General features: G+C 71.8%; 16 protein-coding genes. 9 read left to right on the top strand and 7 right to left on the bottom strand.

The window, feature by feature from the left end:
- Positions 1–25: 25 nt before the first annotated feature.
- From AB0C73_RS13795 to AB0C73_RS13785, 3 genes are all read left to right on the top strand, one after another.
- Positions 26–808 carry an AraC family transcriptional regulator gene (locus AB0C73_RS13795; RefSeq protein ID WP_362528737.1) on the top strand — a complete coding sequence of 261 codons (783 nt, stop codon included), beginning with the start codon at positions 26–28 and terminating at the stop codon, positions 806–808.
- A gap of 209 nt (positions 809–1,017) precedes the next feature.
- Positions 1,018–1,665, top strand: coding sequence for an AzlC family ABC transporter permease (locus AB0C73_RS13790; RefSeq protein ID WP_362528735.1), 648 nt, complete (start codon positions 1,018–1,020; stop codon positions 1,663–1,665).
- Positions 1,662–1,970 carry an AzlD domain-containing protein gene (locus AB0C73_RS13785; RefSeq protein WP_362528670.1) on the top strand — a complete coding sequence of 103 codons (309 nt, stop codon included), beginning with the start codon at positions 1,662–1,664 and terminating at the stop codon, positions 1,968–1,970. Before AB0C73_RS13790 ends, AB0C73_RS13785 begins: the two co-directional genes overlap by 4 nt.
- A 29-nt stretch (positions 1,971–1,999) precedes the next feature.
- Here the strand turns inward: AB0C73_RS13785 and AB0C73_RS13780 are convergent, their stop codons facing one another.
- Positions 2,000–2,944 carry a hypothetical protein gene (locus AB0C73_RS13780; protein ID WP_362528667.1) on the bottom strand — a complete coding sequence of 315 codons (945 nt, stop codon included), beginning with the start codon at positions 2,942–2,944 and terminating at the stop codon, positions 2,000–2,002.
- A gap of 79 nt (positions 2,945–3,023) precedes the next feature.
- Here AB0C73_RS13780 and AB0C73_RS13775 point away from each other — a divergent pair, with 79 nt between their 5' ends.
- From AB0C73_RS13775 to recX, 4 genes are all read left to right on the top strand, one after another.
- On the top strand, positions 3,024–3,218 hold the full coding sequence (locus AB0C73_RS13775; RefSeq protein WP_362528664.1) for a DUF3046 domain-containing protein: 195 nt from the start codon (positions 3,024–3,026) through the stop codon (positions 3,216–3,218).
- Positions 3,219–3,276: 58 nt separating this feature from the next.
- Positions 3,277–4,575: an AI-2E family transporter gene (locus tag AB0C73_RS13770; RefSeq protein ID WP_362528732.1), complete on the top strand. Its 1,299-nt coding sequence runs from the start codon at positions 3,277–3,279 to the stop codon at positions 4,573–4,575.
- Positions 4,576–4,770: 195 nt separating this feature from the next.
- Positions 4,771–5,901: a recombinase RecA gene (recA, locus tag AB0C73_RS13765; RefSeq protein ID WP_362528661.1), complete on the top strand. Its 1,131-nt coding sequence runs from the start codon at positions 4,771–4,773 to the stop codon at positions 5,899–5,901.
- A gap of 4 nt (positions 5,902–5,905) precedes the next feature.
- On the top strand, positions 5,906–6,472 hold the full coding sequence (gene recX / locus AB0C73_RS13760; protein WP_362528658.1) for a recombination regulator RecX: 567 nt from the start codon (positions 5,906–5,908) through the stop codon (positions 6,470–6,472).
- Positions 6,473–6,532: 60 nt separating this feature from the next.
- Here the strand turns inward: recX and AB0C73_RS13755 are convergent, their stop codons facing one another.
- The 5 genes from AB0C73_RS13755 to AB0C73_RS13735 all read right to left on the bottom strand — a co-directional run bounded on the left by AB0C73_RS13755 (position 6,533) and on the right by AB0C73_RS13735 (position 12,010).
- Positions 6,533–8,239, bottom strand: a complete 1,707-nt coding sequence (locus AB0C73_RS13755) for an FAD-dependent monooxygenase (RefSeq protein ID WP_362528656.1) — start codon at positions 8,237–8,239, stop codon at positions 6,533–6,535.
- A 170-nt stretch (positions 8,240–8,409) separates the two neighbouring features.
- On the bottom strand, positions 8,410–9,351 hold the full coding sequence (locus AB0C73_RS13750) for an amino acid ABC transporter permease (protein WP_362528654.1): 942 nt from the start codon (positions 9,349–9,351) through the stop codon (positions 8,410–8,412).
- Positions 9,348–9,995, bottom strand: coding sequence for an amino acid ABC transporter permease (locus tag AB0C73_RS13745; RefSeq protein ID WP_362528652.1), 648 nt, complete (start codon positions 9,993–9,995; stop codon positions 9,348–9,350). The genes AB0C73_RS13750 and AB0C73_RS13745 overlap by 4 nt, the downstream gene beginning before the upstream one ends.
- A 161-nt stretch (positions 9,996–10,156) precedes the next feature.
- Entirely contained in the window at positions 10,157–11,074 is a 918-nt protein-coding gene (locus tag AB0C73_RS13740) for a glutamate ABC transporter substrate-binding protein (RefSeq protein ID WP_362528650.1), read from the bottom strand.
- 207 nt (positions 11,075–11,281) lie between these two features.
- Positions 11,282–12,010, bottom strand: a complete 729-nt coding sequence (locus tag AB0C73_RS13735; RefSeq protein ID WP_362528729.1) for an amino acid ABC transporter ATP-binding protein — start codon at positions 12,008–12,010, stop codon at positions 11,282–11,284.
- Positions 12,011–12,299: 289 nt separating this feature from the next.
- On the opposite strand from AB0C73_RS13735, the gene AB0C73_RS13730 reads away from it, so the two are divergent.
- Both AB0C73_RS13730 and AB0C73_RS13725 read left to right on the top strand, forming a co-directional pair.
- Positions 12,300–13,004, top strand: a complete 705-nt coding sequence (locus tag AB0C73_RS13730; protein WP_362528647.1) for a response regulator transcription factor — start codon at positions 12,300–12,302, stop codon at positions 13,002–13,004.
- Between the two features lie 23 nt (positions 13,005–13,027).
- Positions 13,028–14,488 (top strand): HAMP domain-containing sensor histidine kinase, encoded by a 1,461-nt coding sequence (locus AB0C73_RS13725; protein WP_362528645.1) that lies wholly within the window; start codon positions 13,028–13,030, stop codon positions 14,486–14,488.
- A gap of 30 nt (positions 14,489–14,518) precedes the next feature.
- On the opposite strand, the gene AB0C73_RS13720 is transcribed toward AB0C73_RS13725, so the two are convergent.
- Positions 14,519–15,517, bottom strand: a complete 999-nt coding sequence (locus AB0C73_RS13720) for a TAXI family TRAP transporter solute-binding subunit (RefSeq protein ID WP_362528642.1) — start codon at positions 15,515–15,517, stop codon at positions 14,519–14,521.
- Between the last annotated feature and the right edge of the window lie 126 nt (positions 15,518–15,643).

Here is a 15,643-nt window from a genome sequence, read left to right as displayed (position 1 = left end):
GGCGCGGTACTGGCAGCCGGTCGGGCTGCCCGGGGTGGATCTGCTGCACGCGCACTATGTGCGGAAGTCGTTCTCGCGGCACACGCACGAGAGCTTCGTCTTCGCGGCCATCACCGAGGGCGTCGAGGCGTTCCACTACGGCAGCGACCTCGTCCAGGCCGGGCCCGGGCAGATCGCGCTGGTCAACCCGGACACCCCGCACACCGGGCACGCGGGCGTGCCCGAGGGGTGGACGTACCGCACGATGTATCCCGATGCCGAGCTGATCCGCTCCATCGCGGACGACACGATCGCGCTGCGCGGCGCGGTCGGCTTCACCGCTCCCGTCGTGGACGACCCGTACGCCGCCCGGCTCGTCGTCGGGGTGCACCGGGCAGCCGAGGAGGGCAACGCGCTGGCCGCCGACAGTCTGCTGCGGCTTGTCACCGCGCGGATGCTGCGCAGCCACGGCGGCCGGATCACGCCGCTCGCGCCGCTCGCCGCCGGGGCGCGGGACGCGGCACGCGCACGTGCGCTCCTGGAGGAGCGGATGGCCGAGCCGCCGACCCTGGAGCGGCTCGCCGCCGAGCTCGGCACCAGCCCCTTCGCGCTGCTGCGGGCCTTCCGGGCCGCGTACGGGATGCCGCCGCACACCTGGCTCACCGACGCCCGGGTCCGGCGGGCCCGGCGCCTGCTCGACGCGGGGACACCGCCGGCCGAGGCGGCCGTCGCCGTGGGGTTCACGGACCAGCCGCACCTCAACCGGCACTTCACGCGGAGCGTCGGCGTGCCGCCGGGCGCGTACCAGCGGGCGCGCGGCCTGCGCTGAGGCCGCAAGAACGTACAAGACCGGCCGCCGCCCCGCCCCGTACCGTCGGCGACGTGGCAGAACAGACAGCAACCCCACCAGCGGAAACCCTCGTGGCAGCCGACCCGAAGGCTGACGCGACGGCTGACGCGACGGCTGACGCGACGGCCGACGCGACGGCGGACCGGAAGAGCGACTCCGCCGTCGTCCGGGACGCGCTCGGGGTCGGGATCGCGGTCGGACTCTCCGGGTTCGCCTTCGGCGTGACCTCGGCGGGTGCCGGGCTCAGCGTGCTCCAGACCTGCGCGCTCAGCCTCCTCGTGTTCACCGGGGCCTCGCAGTTCGCGCTGGTGGGGGCGCTCGCCGCGGGCGGCAATCCGTTCACGGCCGCTGCCGGGGCGTTCTTCCTGGGCACCCGCAACGCGTTCTACGGGCTGCGCCTGTCCCAGCTGCTCGCGCTGCGCCGGCTCGTCCGGCCGTTCGCCGCGCAGTGGGTGATCGACGAGACCACGGCCGTCGCGCTCGCCCAGCCGGACCGCCGCTCGGCGCGGATCGGCTTCACCGTGACCGGACTGAGCCTCTACGTGCTGTGGAACGTCACCACGCTGCTCGGCGCCCTCGGTGCCGAGGCCATCGGCGACACCGATGCCTGGGGCCTGGACGCGGCCGGGCCCGCCGTGTTCCTCGCGCTGCTCGCGCCGATGCTGAGGAGCACCACCGAGCGGGCCACCGCCGCCCTCGCCGTGGTCCTCGGCCTCGGTCTGCTGCCCGTGCTGCCGGCCGGCGTGCCGGTGCTCGCCGCCGCGCTCGCCGCCCCCGCCGTGCTCCTCTTCCAGGGGCGGAAGACCGGCGGCCGCTCCAAGGAGGACACCCGATGAACGTCTGGATCGCCATCGCGCTGACCGCCGGCGGCTGCTACCTGGTCAAGCTGCTCGGCCTGCTCGTGCCCGCCGGCACCCTGGAACGCCCGCTCGTCCAGAAGCTCGCCGCGCTCGTCCCGGTCGCCCTCCTCGCGGCGCTCACCGCCCAGCAGACCTTCAGCGCCCAGGGCGCCCTGACCGTCGACGCCCGCGCCGCCGGCCTGGCCGCCGCGGGCCTCGCACTGCTCCTGAGGGCCCCGTTCCTGGTGGTCGTCGGCGCGGCCGTGGCCGTCACGGCCGGGGTCCGGGCCCTGGGCGGCTGACCCCGCCCCGGGCCGCGGCCCCCGGGGTCTCAGCCGATCGCCCGCCCGTGCGCCCGCAGCGTCCGCAGCGCCTCCACGGTGACCATCGGGCGGGCCTCCAGGGCCGAGCCGGGCGCCCACTGGCGCCAGGTGACCGGCCAGCCGCCGTCCGGCTGCTGGGCCGCCGCGAGGTGGTCCAGGGCGCGGGCCATCTCCTCGTCCGTGAACCAGCGGCGGGCCAGCGAGTCCGGCACGCGCGCGTAGTCGTACGCGTAGTGGTGCTCGTCCGGCGCGTAGCCCTCGGCCACCGGGTAGTCCTCCGGCCGGTCCGGATCGAGCACCGCGAGCCCGTTCTCGCGCACCAGGCGTCCGAGCCGGTCGCTCGCCGCCTGGGCGCGGGCGCGGTCCGGGACCCCGTCGAGGAAGGCGACGGCGGCCTGGACCTCGTACGGATGCGTCTTCTCCAGGGAGTCGACGGCGTCCCAGCAGAACTCGGTGGCCCGGAACAGCCAGGCGTGCCAGACCTGGTTGCGGTGCAGCAGGCCCACCACCGGGCCGGTGGTCAGGAGTTCGCTCGGCGGGTCGTCGACGACGGTGACGAACGGGGCCGTCGGATAGCCGCGTTGCGAGGGGTGCACGGCGGGCAGCGCGCCGTCGTGCGTGGACACCTCGGTGAGATAGCGGCAGATCCGCTCGACCCGCAGCCCGCCGCAGCGTCCGATGGAGTCGAGCACGCGCAGCGCGAGGGCGGTGTGCAGCGGCTGGCTGACCGGTCCGCGCAGATCGGGTTCGAGGGCGTGGCCGTAGCCGCCGTCCTCGTTCAGATACGCGCTCAGCGCGGTCTCGACGGGGTCCGCGCCGCCGCGCAGGAAGTGGTAGGCGAACCGGCGCTGTTCGAGCACGCGGGCAGTCAGCCAGACGAACTGCTCGGCCCGCGCCAGGGGAGACGGCTGCGACGCGGACGGAGCGGGGGTTTCTGGAGGATTTCCGGCCATGTTCCGACGGTAGGAGGAAAAGCGCGTCTGACAAGGCCTTCGGCCGGGGCTGCACTCGTGAGGGCGGGATACTGGGGTCATGCGGTTGACGATTTTCTGGGAACGGATGACCGAGCACTTCGGTTCGTCCTATGTGGAGTCCTTCGCCCGGGACCATGTGATGGCGGAACTGGGCGGACGTACCGTGCACGAGGCCCTGGACGCGGGCTGGGAGGCCAAGGACGTGTGGCGGGCGGTCTGCGCGGCCGTCGGCGTGCCTTCCGAGAAACGATGATGTGACGGGTCCGGGACGGATTGTCCGCGCGGTGCGCGAGACTGGCGGGGTGGCCCCGATCGACGCGAACGACAAGACAGAACAGACCGGTACCCCCATCGACCCCGAAAACCCCCGCAGCGCCCCCGCGCCTGCTGCCGCCTCCGCGCCTGACGCCGACGGCCCGACGTCCGGTGCGCGGACCGGCGCGCAGGCCGCCGCCCCGGCGGCGCGGATGCCGCGCTGGCTGCCCCGCGCCATGGTGCTCGCGCTCGCCCTCTACGCCTGCTTCCTGCTGGGCAACTGGGCCTTCCACCAGCTCGTCGGGCTGCTCGTCAACATCCTGCTCGCCTTCTTCCTGGCGCTCGCCATCGAGCCGGCCGTCGGACGGATGGCGGCGCGCGGGATGCGCCGGGGGCTGGCCACCTTCATCGTCTCCTTCGCCGTCCTGGTCGCCGGCGTCGGCTTCGTCGTGCTCCTCGGCTCGATGCTCGCCGGCCAGATCGTCGACATGGTCGAGAACTTCCCGAAGTACCTCGACTCGCTGATCAACTGGACCAACGAGCACTTCCACACCGAGCTGTCCCGGGTCGAGGTGCAGGACAGCGTGCTGCGCTCCGGCTGGCTGCAGAAGTACGTGCAGAACAGCGCGGCCGGAGTGCTCGACGTCTCCGCGACCCTCCTCGGCGGGCTCTTCAAGCTGCTGACGATCTTCCTGTTCGCGTTCTACTTCGCCGCCGACGGGCCCCGGCTGCGCCGCTCCCTGTGCTCGGTGCTCCCGCCGGCCAAGCAGACCGAGGTGCTGCGCGCCTGGGAGATCGCCGTCGACAAGACCGGCGGCTACCTCTACTCGCGCGGCCTGATGGCGCTGATCTCCGGCATCGCGCACTTCGTGCTCTTCGAGATCCTGGGCGTGCCCTACGCGCCCGCGCTCGGTGTCTGGGTCGGTCTGGTCTCCCAGTTCATCCCGACCATCGGCACCTACCTGGCGGGCGCCCTGCCGATGCTGATCGCGTTCACCGTGGACCCCTGGTACGCGCTGTGGGTGCTGGTCTTCGTCGTGGTCTACCAGCAGTTCGAGAACTACATGCTGCAGCCCAAGCTGACCTCGAAGACCGTGGACATCCACCCGGCCGTCGCCTTCGGCTCGGTGATCGCGGGGACCGCGCTGCTCGGCGCGGTCGGTGCCCTGATCGCCATCCCCGCCGTCGCCACCCTGCAGGCCTTCCTCGGCGCCTATGTGAAGCGGTACGACGTGACCGACGACCCGCGCGTGCACGGGCACCGGCGCTACGGGGAGGCGGTCTTCGCCCGGCTCCAGAAGGCGCTGCACTCCAAGAAGGAGCAGCAGGGCGAGGACGAGGACGCTCAGAAGTAGGAGGGGCCCGGCACCGGCGTGGTGCGCTTGACACGAAAATCGAACATCCATTCTCATGGGAGTGCAGGGCCTTGGGAACACGGGGTTGTCGCCGGGTTTTCCACAGGCTGGAAGGGACGTCGGGGCCCGTTGTCAGTGGCAGGGGTTAGCGTCTTTCCCATGAAGCGATCGACTCAAGCAAACCGGGTGGAACCCATGGCAGGAACCGACCGCGAGAAGGCGCTCGACGCCGCGCTCGCACAGATTGAACGGCAATTCGGCAAGGGTGCCGTCATGCGCATGGGAGAGCGCTCGAAGGAGCCGATCGAGGTCATTCCGACCGGGTCGACCGCCCTCGACGTCGCCCTCGGCGTCGGCGGCCTGCCGCGCGGCCGTGTCGTCGAGATCTACGGCCCGGAGTCCTCCGGCAAGACGACCCTGACCCTGCACGCCGTGGCCAACGCGCAGAAGGCCGGCGGCCAGGTCGCCTTCGTCGACGCCGAGCACGCCCTCGACCCCGAGTACGCCCGCAAGCTGGGCGTCGACGTCGACAACCTCATCCTGTCGCAGCCGGACAACGGTGAGCAGGCCCTTGAGATCGTCGACATGCTGGTCCGCTCCGGCGCCCTCGACCTCATCGTCATCGACTCCGTCGCCGCGCTCGTCCCGCGCGCGGAGATCGAGGGCGAGATGGGTGACTCGCACGTCGGCCTCCAGGCCCGTCTGATGAGCCAGGCCCTGCGGAAGATCACCAGCGCGCTCAACCAGTCCAAGACCACCGCGATCTTCATCAACCAGCTCCGCGAGAAGATCGGCGTCATGTTCGGCTCGCCGGAGACCACGACCGGTGGCCGCGCGCTGAAGTTCTACGCCTCGGTGCGGCTCGACATCCGCCGCATCGAGACCCTCAAGGACGGCACGGACGCGGTGGGCAACCGCACCCGCGTCAAGGTCGTCAAGAACAAGGTCGCGCCCCCCTTCAAGCAGGCCGAGTTCGACATCCTCTACGGCCAGGGCATCAGCCGCGAGGGCGGCCTGATCGACATGGGCGTGGAGCACGGCTTCGTCCGCAAGGCCGGTGCCTGGTACACCTACGAGGGCGACCAGCTCGGCCAGGGCAAGGAGAACGCCCGCAACTTCCTGAAGGACAACCCCGACCTCGCCAACGAGATCGAGAAGAAGATCAAGGAGAAGCTGGGCGTCGGTGTCCGGCCCGAGGAGCCCTCGGCCGAGCCGGGCAAGGACGCGGCGAGCGGCACGGACGCGGCGGGCGACGAGACGGGCAAGTCCGTCCCGGCCCCTGCCAAGGCCGCCAAGGTGACCAGGGCCACCACGGCCAAGAGCTGACCCGGTGACCGGTCGCACCGAATGGCCGGACGACAGCCCCGACTCGTCGAGGGCCGAGAAGGAGCTGTCGTCCCAGGATCCGGCTGAGCGGGCGCGGGCGATCTGCCTGCGCCTGCTCACCGGAACCCCCCGCACGCGCAAGCAGCTGGCCGACGCCCTGCGCAAGCGGGAGATCCCCGACGAGATCGCCGACGAGGTGCTCTCCCGCTTCGAGGACGTCGGGCTCATCGACGACGCGGCCTTCGCCGGGGCCTGGGTCGAGTCCCGGCACCACGGCCGGGGCCTCGCCCGCCGCGCGCTCGCCCGGGAGCTGCGCACCAAGGGCGTCGACCCCACCCTGATCCAGGAGGCGGTCGAACAGCTCGACTCCGACCAGGAGGAGACCCGGGCGCGCGAGCTCGTCGACCGCAAGCTGCGCGCCACCCGCGGCCTGGACCGCGACCGCCGGCTCCGCCGCCTCGCCGGCATGCTCGCCCGCAAGGGCTACCCGGAGGGCATGGCCCTGCGGGTGGTCCGCCAGGCCCTGGAGCAGGAGGGCGAGGACACCGACGGCCTGGAGGAGCCCTTCTAGGGCGTGTGGGCGAGACAAGGGCCCCTCACCTCGGGCCCGCCGCCTCCAGGACCGGCGCGGTCAGTCGCCTCGGCCCGCTCCGGCCGCGTTCGCTCCCGCCTCCGCCTCTGCCTCCGCGTCGGGGACCTTCGGGTCGTCCGGGGCAGGGGCGCCGCCTCGCACCGCGTCGGCTGCCGCGTGGAGTTCCGCCGGGCGCACGCCGTTGAAGGCGGCGGCCAGGTGGCCGTCCGGGCGGATGAGGAGGACCGCGTGGGCCGGGGCGCCGGGGTAGGCCTCGGTGACCAGGAGCTCGGCCGGGGCGGGAAGCGCGTCCACGGCCTCGGCCAGCCGGGGCATCACGCCCGCGCTCACCCAGTGCCGCCGGTCCCACACCCCGGTGCCCGGGGCGATCAGGAGCACGAGCAGCCGGCCGTGGCCGAACCGGTCGCGCAGCCGTACGGTCGCGCCGTCGGGCGCGGTCACCCGGACGTCCTCGACCGGCGCGCCGTCCGGGGTGCCCACCGGGATCCGGCCCTCGGCGGGTTCGGGGGCCAGCGGAGAGTGCGGATAGGCGGGCAGCGCGCCGAGCGGGCCGCGGCCCAGATGCCCGTCGGTGAGCAGGATGTCGTGGCTCCGGCCGCCGCCGGGCAGGATCGTGCGCAGCCCCCCGCCGCCGCGCAGCACCGGAAGCGCCTGGTCGGCGGCGCGCAGCAGACCGGCGACGGCGGCCCGCCGCTCGCTCTGGTAGCTGTCGAGCAGCACCGGCGAGGCATCCCGGTGGTGCCAGGCGAACGCCAGCTTCCAGGCCAGGTTGTCGATGTCCCGCAGGCCCTCGTCGAAGCCCTGGGTGCCGACCGCGCCGAGCAGATGCGCCGCGTCCCCGGCGAGGAGGATCCGGTCCACCCGCCAGCGCTTGGCCAGCCGGTGGTGCACCGTGTAGACGCCGGTGTCGATCAGGTCGTACGCCGGAGTGGTGCCCTCGCACCAGCCGGCCAGGGTGTCGCGGATCCGGGTGACGAGCGCGTCGGGCGTGACCAGGTCGCCGCGCGGCGGCAGCAGCCAGTCGATCCGCCACACCCCGTCCGGCAGCGGCCGGGCGCTGATCTCGTCGCCGACCCCCCGCCACGGCGGCTGACGGTGCAACAGGGCCTCGCCGGCCCATGGGAGTTCGGTGCGCAGCGCGGCGACCGCGTGCCGTTCCACGGCGGTGCGGCCGGGGAAGCGGATGCCGAGCAGCTTGCGGACGGTGGAGCGGGCGCCGTCGCAGCCGACCAGATGGCTGCCGCGCCACCAGGTGCCGTCGGGGCCGCGGGTGTGGGCGCTGACGCCGTGCGCGTCCTGTTCGACGGTGTCGACCCGGGAGTCGGTGACCAGGGTGATGAGGTCCTGGAGGGCGATGGCGTCGCGCAGGCCGCGGGCCAGGGCGTGCTGGGGGACGTGCAGCGGGGCGGCGGGCCCGGCGGCCTCGCCCTCCGTGCCGTCCGCGCCGGAGCCGCCGTCGCCCAGGCTCGGGCCGAGGCCCAGGTCGAGCCGTACCTGACGGGTCTGCCGGTGGCGGCGCATCGCGCGCCAGCCGACCCAGCGCAGACCCTCGTCACGCAGGGTCGCGCAGCCGAGGCGTTCGAGGAGGGCGGCCATGTCGGCGCGGAGCACCACGGTGCGGGCGGGCCGCGGCTCCTCCTTGCCGGCGCTCTCGTCGAGGACGACGCTGGGTACGTCCTGGGCGGCCAGGGCGAGGGAGAGCGCGAGGCCGACGGGCCCCGCGCCCACGATGATCACCGGATCCACGGCGCGGCTCCTGAAGGCTTGCGAGGCCGTACGGTCATGCGGGTTGCACAGCGGCGTGCGGCGCCGGCCCGGAGCTTGATCACAGAACGTATGCAACCCACTGGGGGTGCGTGCGTCAAGTGAGCGGGGGCAGCGGCGTCGCCACTGCCCCCGGATGATGTCACATGCCGTCAGTTCTTCGTGATGCCAGGGCCGTCGGCGGGTCCCGCGGCCGGTCCGGCCGCCGCGCCGTCGGCGGTGTCCACGGCCTCCGCGGTGGCCTGGGCGGGCAGGACGGCGGTCACGACCGGGTCCGCGACCTTGATGCCGGTCTTGGCCCGGCGGCCGCGCCGCTCGATCCAGGTGGCGAGCGCCGAGAGGGCCAGACACAGCGCGATGTAGATGGCGCCGAAGACCACGATCACGGAGACGTACGGGTACTGGCCGTTGACCAGGGTGTTGGAGGCGATCAGCCGGGCCGAGTAGAGCAGCTCGGGGTAGAGGATCACGAAGCCGAGCGAGGTGTCCTTGAGGGTGACCACCAGCTGGCTGATGATCGTCGGCAGCATCGACCGGACCGCCTGTGGCAGCAGGACGCTGGTCATCACCTGGGTCTTGGTCAGGCCGAGCGCGTAGGCCGCCTCGCGCTGGCCGCGCGGCACCGCGTTGACACCGGCGCGCAGCACCTCGGCCTGCACACAGCCGTTGTAGACGGAGAGGCCGAGCGCGAGCGCCCACATCGAGTAGTCGGTGAGGAAGGCGACCCAGACCGCGAAGATGGTGATGAGCAGCGGGATGGAGCGGAAGACCTCGATGAAGCCGGTGGCGACCCAGCGCACCGCGGCGTGGTCGGACATCCGGGCGACGGCGAGCAGCACACCGAGGACGAGGGAGCCGACGGCCGCGAGGCCGAAGGCCTTGAGGGTCGCGAGCAGGGCGTCGGCGATGTTCTGCCGGATGCCCGCGTAGTTGAAGATGTCCCACATCTCGGGGGCGAGATGCCCCTTGTCGCTCAGCCGCATCACGCTGACCACGAGCAGGGCGAGGATCGCGAGGCTGCCGAGGACGGCGTAGATCCGGTTGCGGACCTTGGCCTTGGGGCCGGGGGCGTCGAAGAGAACGCTGGCGCTCATCGGGCGACCTCCATGTTGTGCTCGAGGAGTCGGAAGAGTCCGCTGATGGCGAAGGTGATGACCAGATAGGCGGCGGCGACCCAGAGGAAGATCGGGATGATCGCGTAGCCCTGTTCGCTCATCAGCGTCTGCCAGCCGAAGAGTTCGGTGACGCTGAAGGCGCCGGCGATGGCCGAGTTCTTCGTCAGGGCGATGAAGATCGAGCTCAGCGGGGGCAGCACGGTGCGGGTGGCCTGCGGCAGCACGATCATGCGCAGCGTCTGCGAGAAGGTCAGACCGAGCGAGCGGGCGGCCTCGGCCTGGCCCAGCGGCACGGTGCTGATGCCGGAGCGGACGGCCTCGCACACGAAGGAGGAGGTGTAGAAGCCGAGCGCGAGGGAGGCGAGCACGAAGGGGCTCATGCCCGGGAAGAGGATCTCCGGGACCACGAAGAAGAAGACCAGGAAGAGCAGCGTCAGCGGCGTGTTGCGCAGCAGCGTCACCCACGCGGTGCCGAAGGCCCGCAGCGGGGGGACGGGGGAGACCCGGAAGCCGGCCACGACGATGCCGAGGACCAGCGCGATCACCGAGCTGACGGCGGTGATCTCCACGGTTCCTATGAATCCGTTGCGGAACTCCGCGAAATGGTCGAGCAGTACGTTCATGAGGACTCCGCGTCGGCAGTCGGCGGCGGGCTTGCGTGAGGCAGGCGTACGGGGGCGAAGAGCGAAGGGCGGAGCACCCCGCGCCCCCGAGGGGAGGGGGACGGGGCCACGGGGCGCTCACGCCGGTTTCAGTACCGGCTCAGGACCGGAATCGGGGTGGATCAGTAGCGGGCGACCGCCGGCGGCTCGGTGTAGGCCGAGCCCGAGAGGCCGAGGGTGGCCTCGTAGATCTTCTTGTAGGTGCCGTCCTTCTCGAACTTCTCGAGGATGTCGTTCACCTTGTCGCGCAGGACCTTGTCGTCCTTGTTCATGCCGACGCCGTAGGGCTCCTCGGTGAACGGCTTGCCGACCACCTTGAGCTTGCCGGCGTTGGCGGCCGCGTAACCCTTGAGGATCGAGTCGTCGGTGGTGACGGCGTCGACCTGCTTGGTGAGCAGCTGCTGCACGCAGTCCGAGTACTTGCCGAGCTCGACCGTCTCCGCGCCGTACTCCGGCTTCTTGATCTCCTGGAGCGGGGTGGAGCCGGTGATCGAGCAGACCTTCTTGCCCTTGACGGTGGTCGGCCCGGTGATGGCGGTCTCGTCCTTGCGGACCAGGAGGTCGGCACCGGCCTTGTAGTACGGACCGGCGAAGCCGACCTGCGCCTTGCGCTTGTCGTTGATCGTGTAGGTGCCGACGTAGTAGTCGACCTGGCCGGTGGAGATGGCGGTCTCGCGGAGCTTCGAGTCGACCGTCTTCCACTCGATCTGGTCCTCGGAGAAGCCCAGGTCGGCGGCGATCATCTTGGCGATCTCGATGTCGAAGCCGGAGCGCTTCTTCGTCGCCTGGTCCTCGAAGCCGAGGTACGGCTGGTCGGCCTTGGAGCCGATGACCAGCTTGCCGCGCTCCTTGGCCTTCTTGAAGGTCGGCGAGTCCAGGGTCACGCCGCTCGCCACGGTGTAGGTGGGGAGCTTGGGGGCGGCGGCGTCACCGGGCTTCGTGGCGGGCTTGTCGCCGGCCGAGCCCTCCTTGCCGCCACAGGCGGTCGCGGTCAGGGCGAGCACGGCGACGGCCACGGCCGCGGTCTTGCGGAGCTTCATCGTGAACATCCCTCAGGTCGTGGGTAGTTGATCGTCGTTGATCGTCAGTGTGCAGCAAGTCGCTCGCTGTCACCGAGGATTACGCGCGGCGCGCCTCCCGTGCACCACCGTGCACTTCGGTGCGCCCGCTCCCGTACGCCTCGGTGGCGCATGTCTGCGGGGCACGCGTCAGTGGTGCACGTCTGCGGTGCACATCGGTGATGCACGTCAGTGGTGCAGGATCTTCGACAGGAAGTCCTTGGCACGGTCGCTGCGCGGGTTGCTGAAGAAGTCGTCGGGGCCGGCCTGTTCCACGATCCTGCCGTCCGCCATGAAGATCACACGGTCGGCGGCCGAGCGGGCGAAGCCCATCTCGTGGGTGACGACCACCATCGTCATGCCCTCCTGCGCCAGCTGCTGCATGACGTCCAGGACCTCGTTGATCATCTCCGGGTCGAGCGCCGAGGTCGGCTCGTCGAACAGGATGACCTTCGGGTCCATCGCCAGCGCGCGGGCGATCGCCACACGCTGCTGCTGGCCGCCGGAGAGCTGCGCCGGGTACTTGTCGGCCTGGGTGCCCACGCCGACCCGGTCCAGCAGCGCGCGGGCCTTGGCCTCCGCCGCCTTCTTCTCGGTCCTGCGGACCTTGATCTGCCCCAGCATCACGTTCTCGAGCACCGTCTTGTGCGCGAAGAGGTTGAAGGACTGGAAGACCATGCCGACGTCGGACCGCAGCCGCGCCAGCTCCCTGCCCTCCTGGGGCAGCGGCCGGCCGTCGATCGTGATGCTGCCGGAGTCGATGGTCTCCAGGCGGTTGATCGTGCGGCACAGCGTCGACTTGCCGGACCCGGACGGTCCGATGACCACCACGACCTCGCCCCGGTGGATCGTCAGGTCGATGTCCTGCAGCACGTGCAGCGCGCCGAAGTGCTTGTTCACGTCGGACAGCACGACCAGCTCGTCCGTGGCCGGTACGGCGTTCTCCGGACCCGAACCCGAACTCTTGGTCACTGACACTCCGCTCATCGGCTTCTCGCTCCGTCCTGCTCGGTTGGACAGGACACTAGAGACAGGGAGTACGGAGCGTCACCACATCTGAGCGAAGTTTGAGCATAACGATACGATCGCATCCGGACACTCTGAGTGAACGGGATGGCCCTGCTGTTCACGCCCTGGTACACAGATAGTCATTACCCGCCGCACCCCCACCCCCGCGAGCCCGCGCGCGATCACGAAGGAGGGCCCCATGAGACTGCTGCTCGTCGAGGACGACGACCACGTGGCAGCCGCGCTCTCCGCGATCCTCGCGCGGCACGGCTTCAGCGTCACCCACGCCCGCAACGGCGAAGAGGCGCTGCAGGCCGTGCTGCCCGCCGCGCACGGCGAGCGCCCCTCGTACGGGGTGATCCTGCTCGACCTCGGCCTGCCCGACCAGGACGGCTACCAGGTCTGCGGACGCATCCGGAAGCTCACCAGCACCCCGGTGATCATGGTGACCGCGCGCGCCGACGTACGCTCCCGGATCCACGGCCTCAACCTCGGCGCCGACGACTACGTGGTCAAGCCCTACGACACCGGCGAGCTCCTCGCCCGGATCCACGCCGTCAGCCGGCGCAGCTCCGGCGGCGAGGACCAGGGCGGTACGGCCGAGGACAGCACCCTGCGGCTCGGCGCCGTCACCATCGAGCTGCCCACCCGCCGGGTCAGCGTCGACGACGAGGTGGTGCCGCTCACCCGCAAGGAGTTCGACCTGCTCGCGCTGCTCGCCCAGCGGCCCGGTGTGGTGTTCCGCCGCGAGCAGATCATCAGCGACGTCTGGCAGACCAACTGGGAGGGCACCGGTCGCACCCTGGAGGTCCATGTCGCCTCCCTGCGCTCGAAGTTGCGCATGCCCGCCCTCATCGAGACCGTCCGCGGCGTCGGCTACCGCCTCGTCGCGCCCGCCGCGTAGTCCCGCCCCGCCCCCGCCCGCCCGTGCGCACCCGACTCCTCCCGCTCCTCATCGTCCTGATGGCCGGCGTCCTGCTCGCCCTCGGCTTCCCGCTGGCCGCCAGCACCGCCGCCTCCGAGCAGCAGCGGGTGGTCGTCGACCGGCTCGACGACTCCGCCCGGTTCGCCGCCCTCGCCCAGTTCGTCAGCGAGAGCCGCTTCGGCCCCGACGAGCGCCGCTCGCTGCTGAGCGGTGAACTCGCCAGCTACCACGAGGTGTACGACATCCGGGCCGGCATCTTCTACCGTGACAACCGGTCGATGGCCGTCGCGCCGGACGACTGGGTCGTCCCGTACGAGGGCGAGGCCAGGCGCGCCTTCAACGAGTCGCTGCTCGGCCGCCGCAGCCACGACCCCGCCCAGGTCTGGCCCTGGCAGGGCGACGCCCGGCTGATCGTCGCCTCCCCGGTCGTCCGGGACGGGGACGTCACCGCCGTCGTCGTCACCGACTCGCCCACCGGCGATCTGCGGGCCCGGATCCTGCGCGGCTGGCTGCTGATCTTCGCCGGTGAGGCCGCCGCCATGCTGCTCGCGGTCGGTGCCGCCTTCCGGCTCACCGGCTGGGTGCTCCGGCCGGTCCGCGTCCTCGACGCCGTCACCCACGACATCGCCACCGGACAGATGAACTCCCGCGTGGCCGCCGCCGGCGGACCTCCCGAACTGCGCCGCCTGGCCCGCTCGTTCAACGAGATGGCCGACCATGTCGAGGACGTCCTCGACCAGCAGCGGGCCTTCGTCGCCGACGCCTCGCACCAGCTGCGCAACCCGCTCGCCGCGCTGCTGCTCCGGATCGAACTGCTCGCCCTGGAGCTCCCCGAGGACAACGAGGAGATCGCCTCCGTGCGCACCGAGGGCAAGCGGCTCGCCCAGGTCCTCGACGACCTGCTCGACCTCGCGCTCGCCGAGCACACCGCCGCCGATCTGCGGCTCACCGACATCGGCGCGCTCACCGCCGAGCGGGTCGCGTCCTGGCGGCCTGTCGCCGACGACAAGGGCGTCACGCTGACCGCCGACACCGCCGCCGTCACCGCCTGGGCGGACCCGGTGGCGCTCTCCAGCGCGCTCGACGCGGTGATCGACAACGCCCTGAAGTTCACCCCGGCCGGCGAGGACGTGACGGTCGCCACCCGGCTCGCGCCGGGCGGGGCGACCGTCGAGATCCAGGTCGCGGACCACGGCCCCGGGCTCACCGACGAGGAACTGGAGCGGGTCGGCGACCGCTTCTGGCGCTCGGGCCGCCACCAGAACGTCAAGGGCTCCGGCCTCGGCCTGTCCATCTCGCGGGTGCTGCTCGCGGCGGGCGGCGGCACCCTCACGTACGGGCGGAACGCGCCGCACGGGCTGAGGGTGACGGTGGGGGTGCCGCGCGAGGACCCGAGGGCGGAGACCCCGAGGACGGGGACCCCGAGGACGGGGACCCCGAGGACGGGTCCGGCGGGACCCTGAGGGCCGTACGGGGTTTCCCCGGGTTTACGGCTACGGCTTCACCGAGCGGTAATAGCGCCGGGCGCCCTCGTGCAGCGGCAGCGGCTCCGTGTAGATCGCCGTCCGCAGGTCCACCAGCTGCGCCGGGTGCACCTGGTTGCCGATGCCGTCACGGCTCGCGATCACCGTACGGGTGATGCCCTCCACCAGGTCGGGGTCGGCGTCTTCGGTGGTGACCAGGATGTTCGCCACCGCCACGGTGTCCACCGGGTTCCCGCTCTGGGCCAGGCTGTACGCGTCGCCCGGGATGGTCGCCGAGCGGTAGAAGCGGGTGGAGCCGCCCACGTCGTGCAGGCTGTCGACCAGGGAGGTGTCCAGCGGCACGAGGCGGATCGGCAGCCGCTCGGACAGGTCCTGCACGGCCATGGTGGGCAGTCCGCCGGACCAGAAGAACGCGTCCAGCTTCCGCTCCTCCATCAGGCCCGGCATGGTGTCGATGCCGGCCGAGACCGGCACGATGTCGACGTCCGGGGTGAGCCCGGCCGCCGCGAGCATCCGGTCGGCGATCAGCCGTACGCCCGAGCCCGGCTGTCCGACGCCGACTCGCAGACCGCGCAGATCGGACACCGTCTCCACCGGTGAGCCCTTGGGGACGACCACCTGGACGTAGTCGTCGTAGAGCCGGGCGACGCCGCGCAGCTTCTCGAAGCCCGGCCTGCGGTCGCGCTGGTACTGGGCCACGGCGTCCGCCGCCGCCACCGTGAAGTCGGCCTCTCCGGACGCGAGCCGGGCCAGGTTCTGCTGGGACCCCTCGCTGTTCTCCAGCGTTATCGAGACATCGGGCAGATCGCGGCCGAGGGACTGCTGCAGCAGCTTTCCGTAACGCTGGTACACGCCCGAGGGCACCCCGGTGCTGAAGGTGATGTGCCCGCTGGGCTTGGTCGGGCCGAACGGCGCCAGCCACCAGACGAGGAGCCCGGCCAGCACCAGGAGCACCGCCGAGACCTGGAGGAGGCGACGGCGGGCGGTGCGGGACAGTGCGGCGGGCATGGCCGCGATCCTGCCAGCTCGCTCCCCGCCCTGGCCAGGACGGACGTCACGTTCCCGGCCGGGCCGGGGTTCGTCCTCGGGCGCTACCCGCTGGTAGGCGAAGGTGGACTTCCCGAGCACCGTCGT

Origin of the sequence: Streptomyces sp. NPDC048623, assembly GCF_040650755.1 — a bacterium.
Taxonomy (GTDB): Bacteria; Actinomycetota; Actinomycetes; order Streptomycetales; family Streptomycetaceae; genus Streptomyces.
The sequence above is the reverse complement of the archived record's forward strand: the minus strand, read 5'-3'. Positions and strand labels throughout refer to the sequence as shown.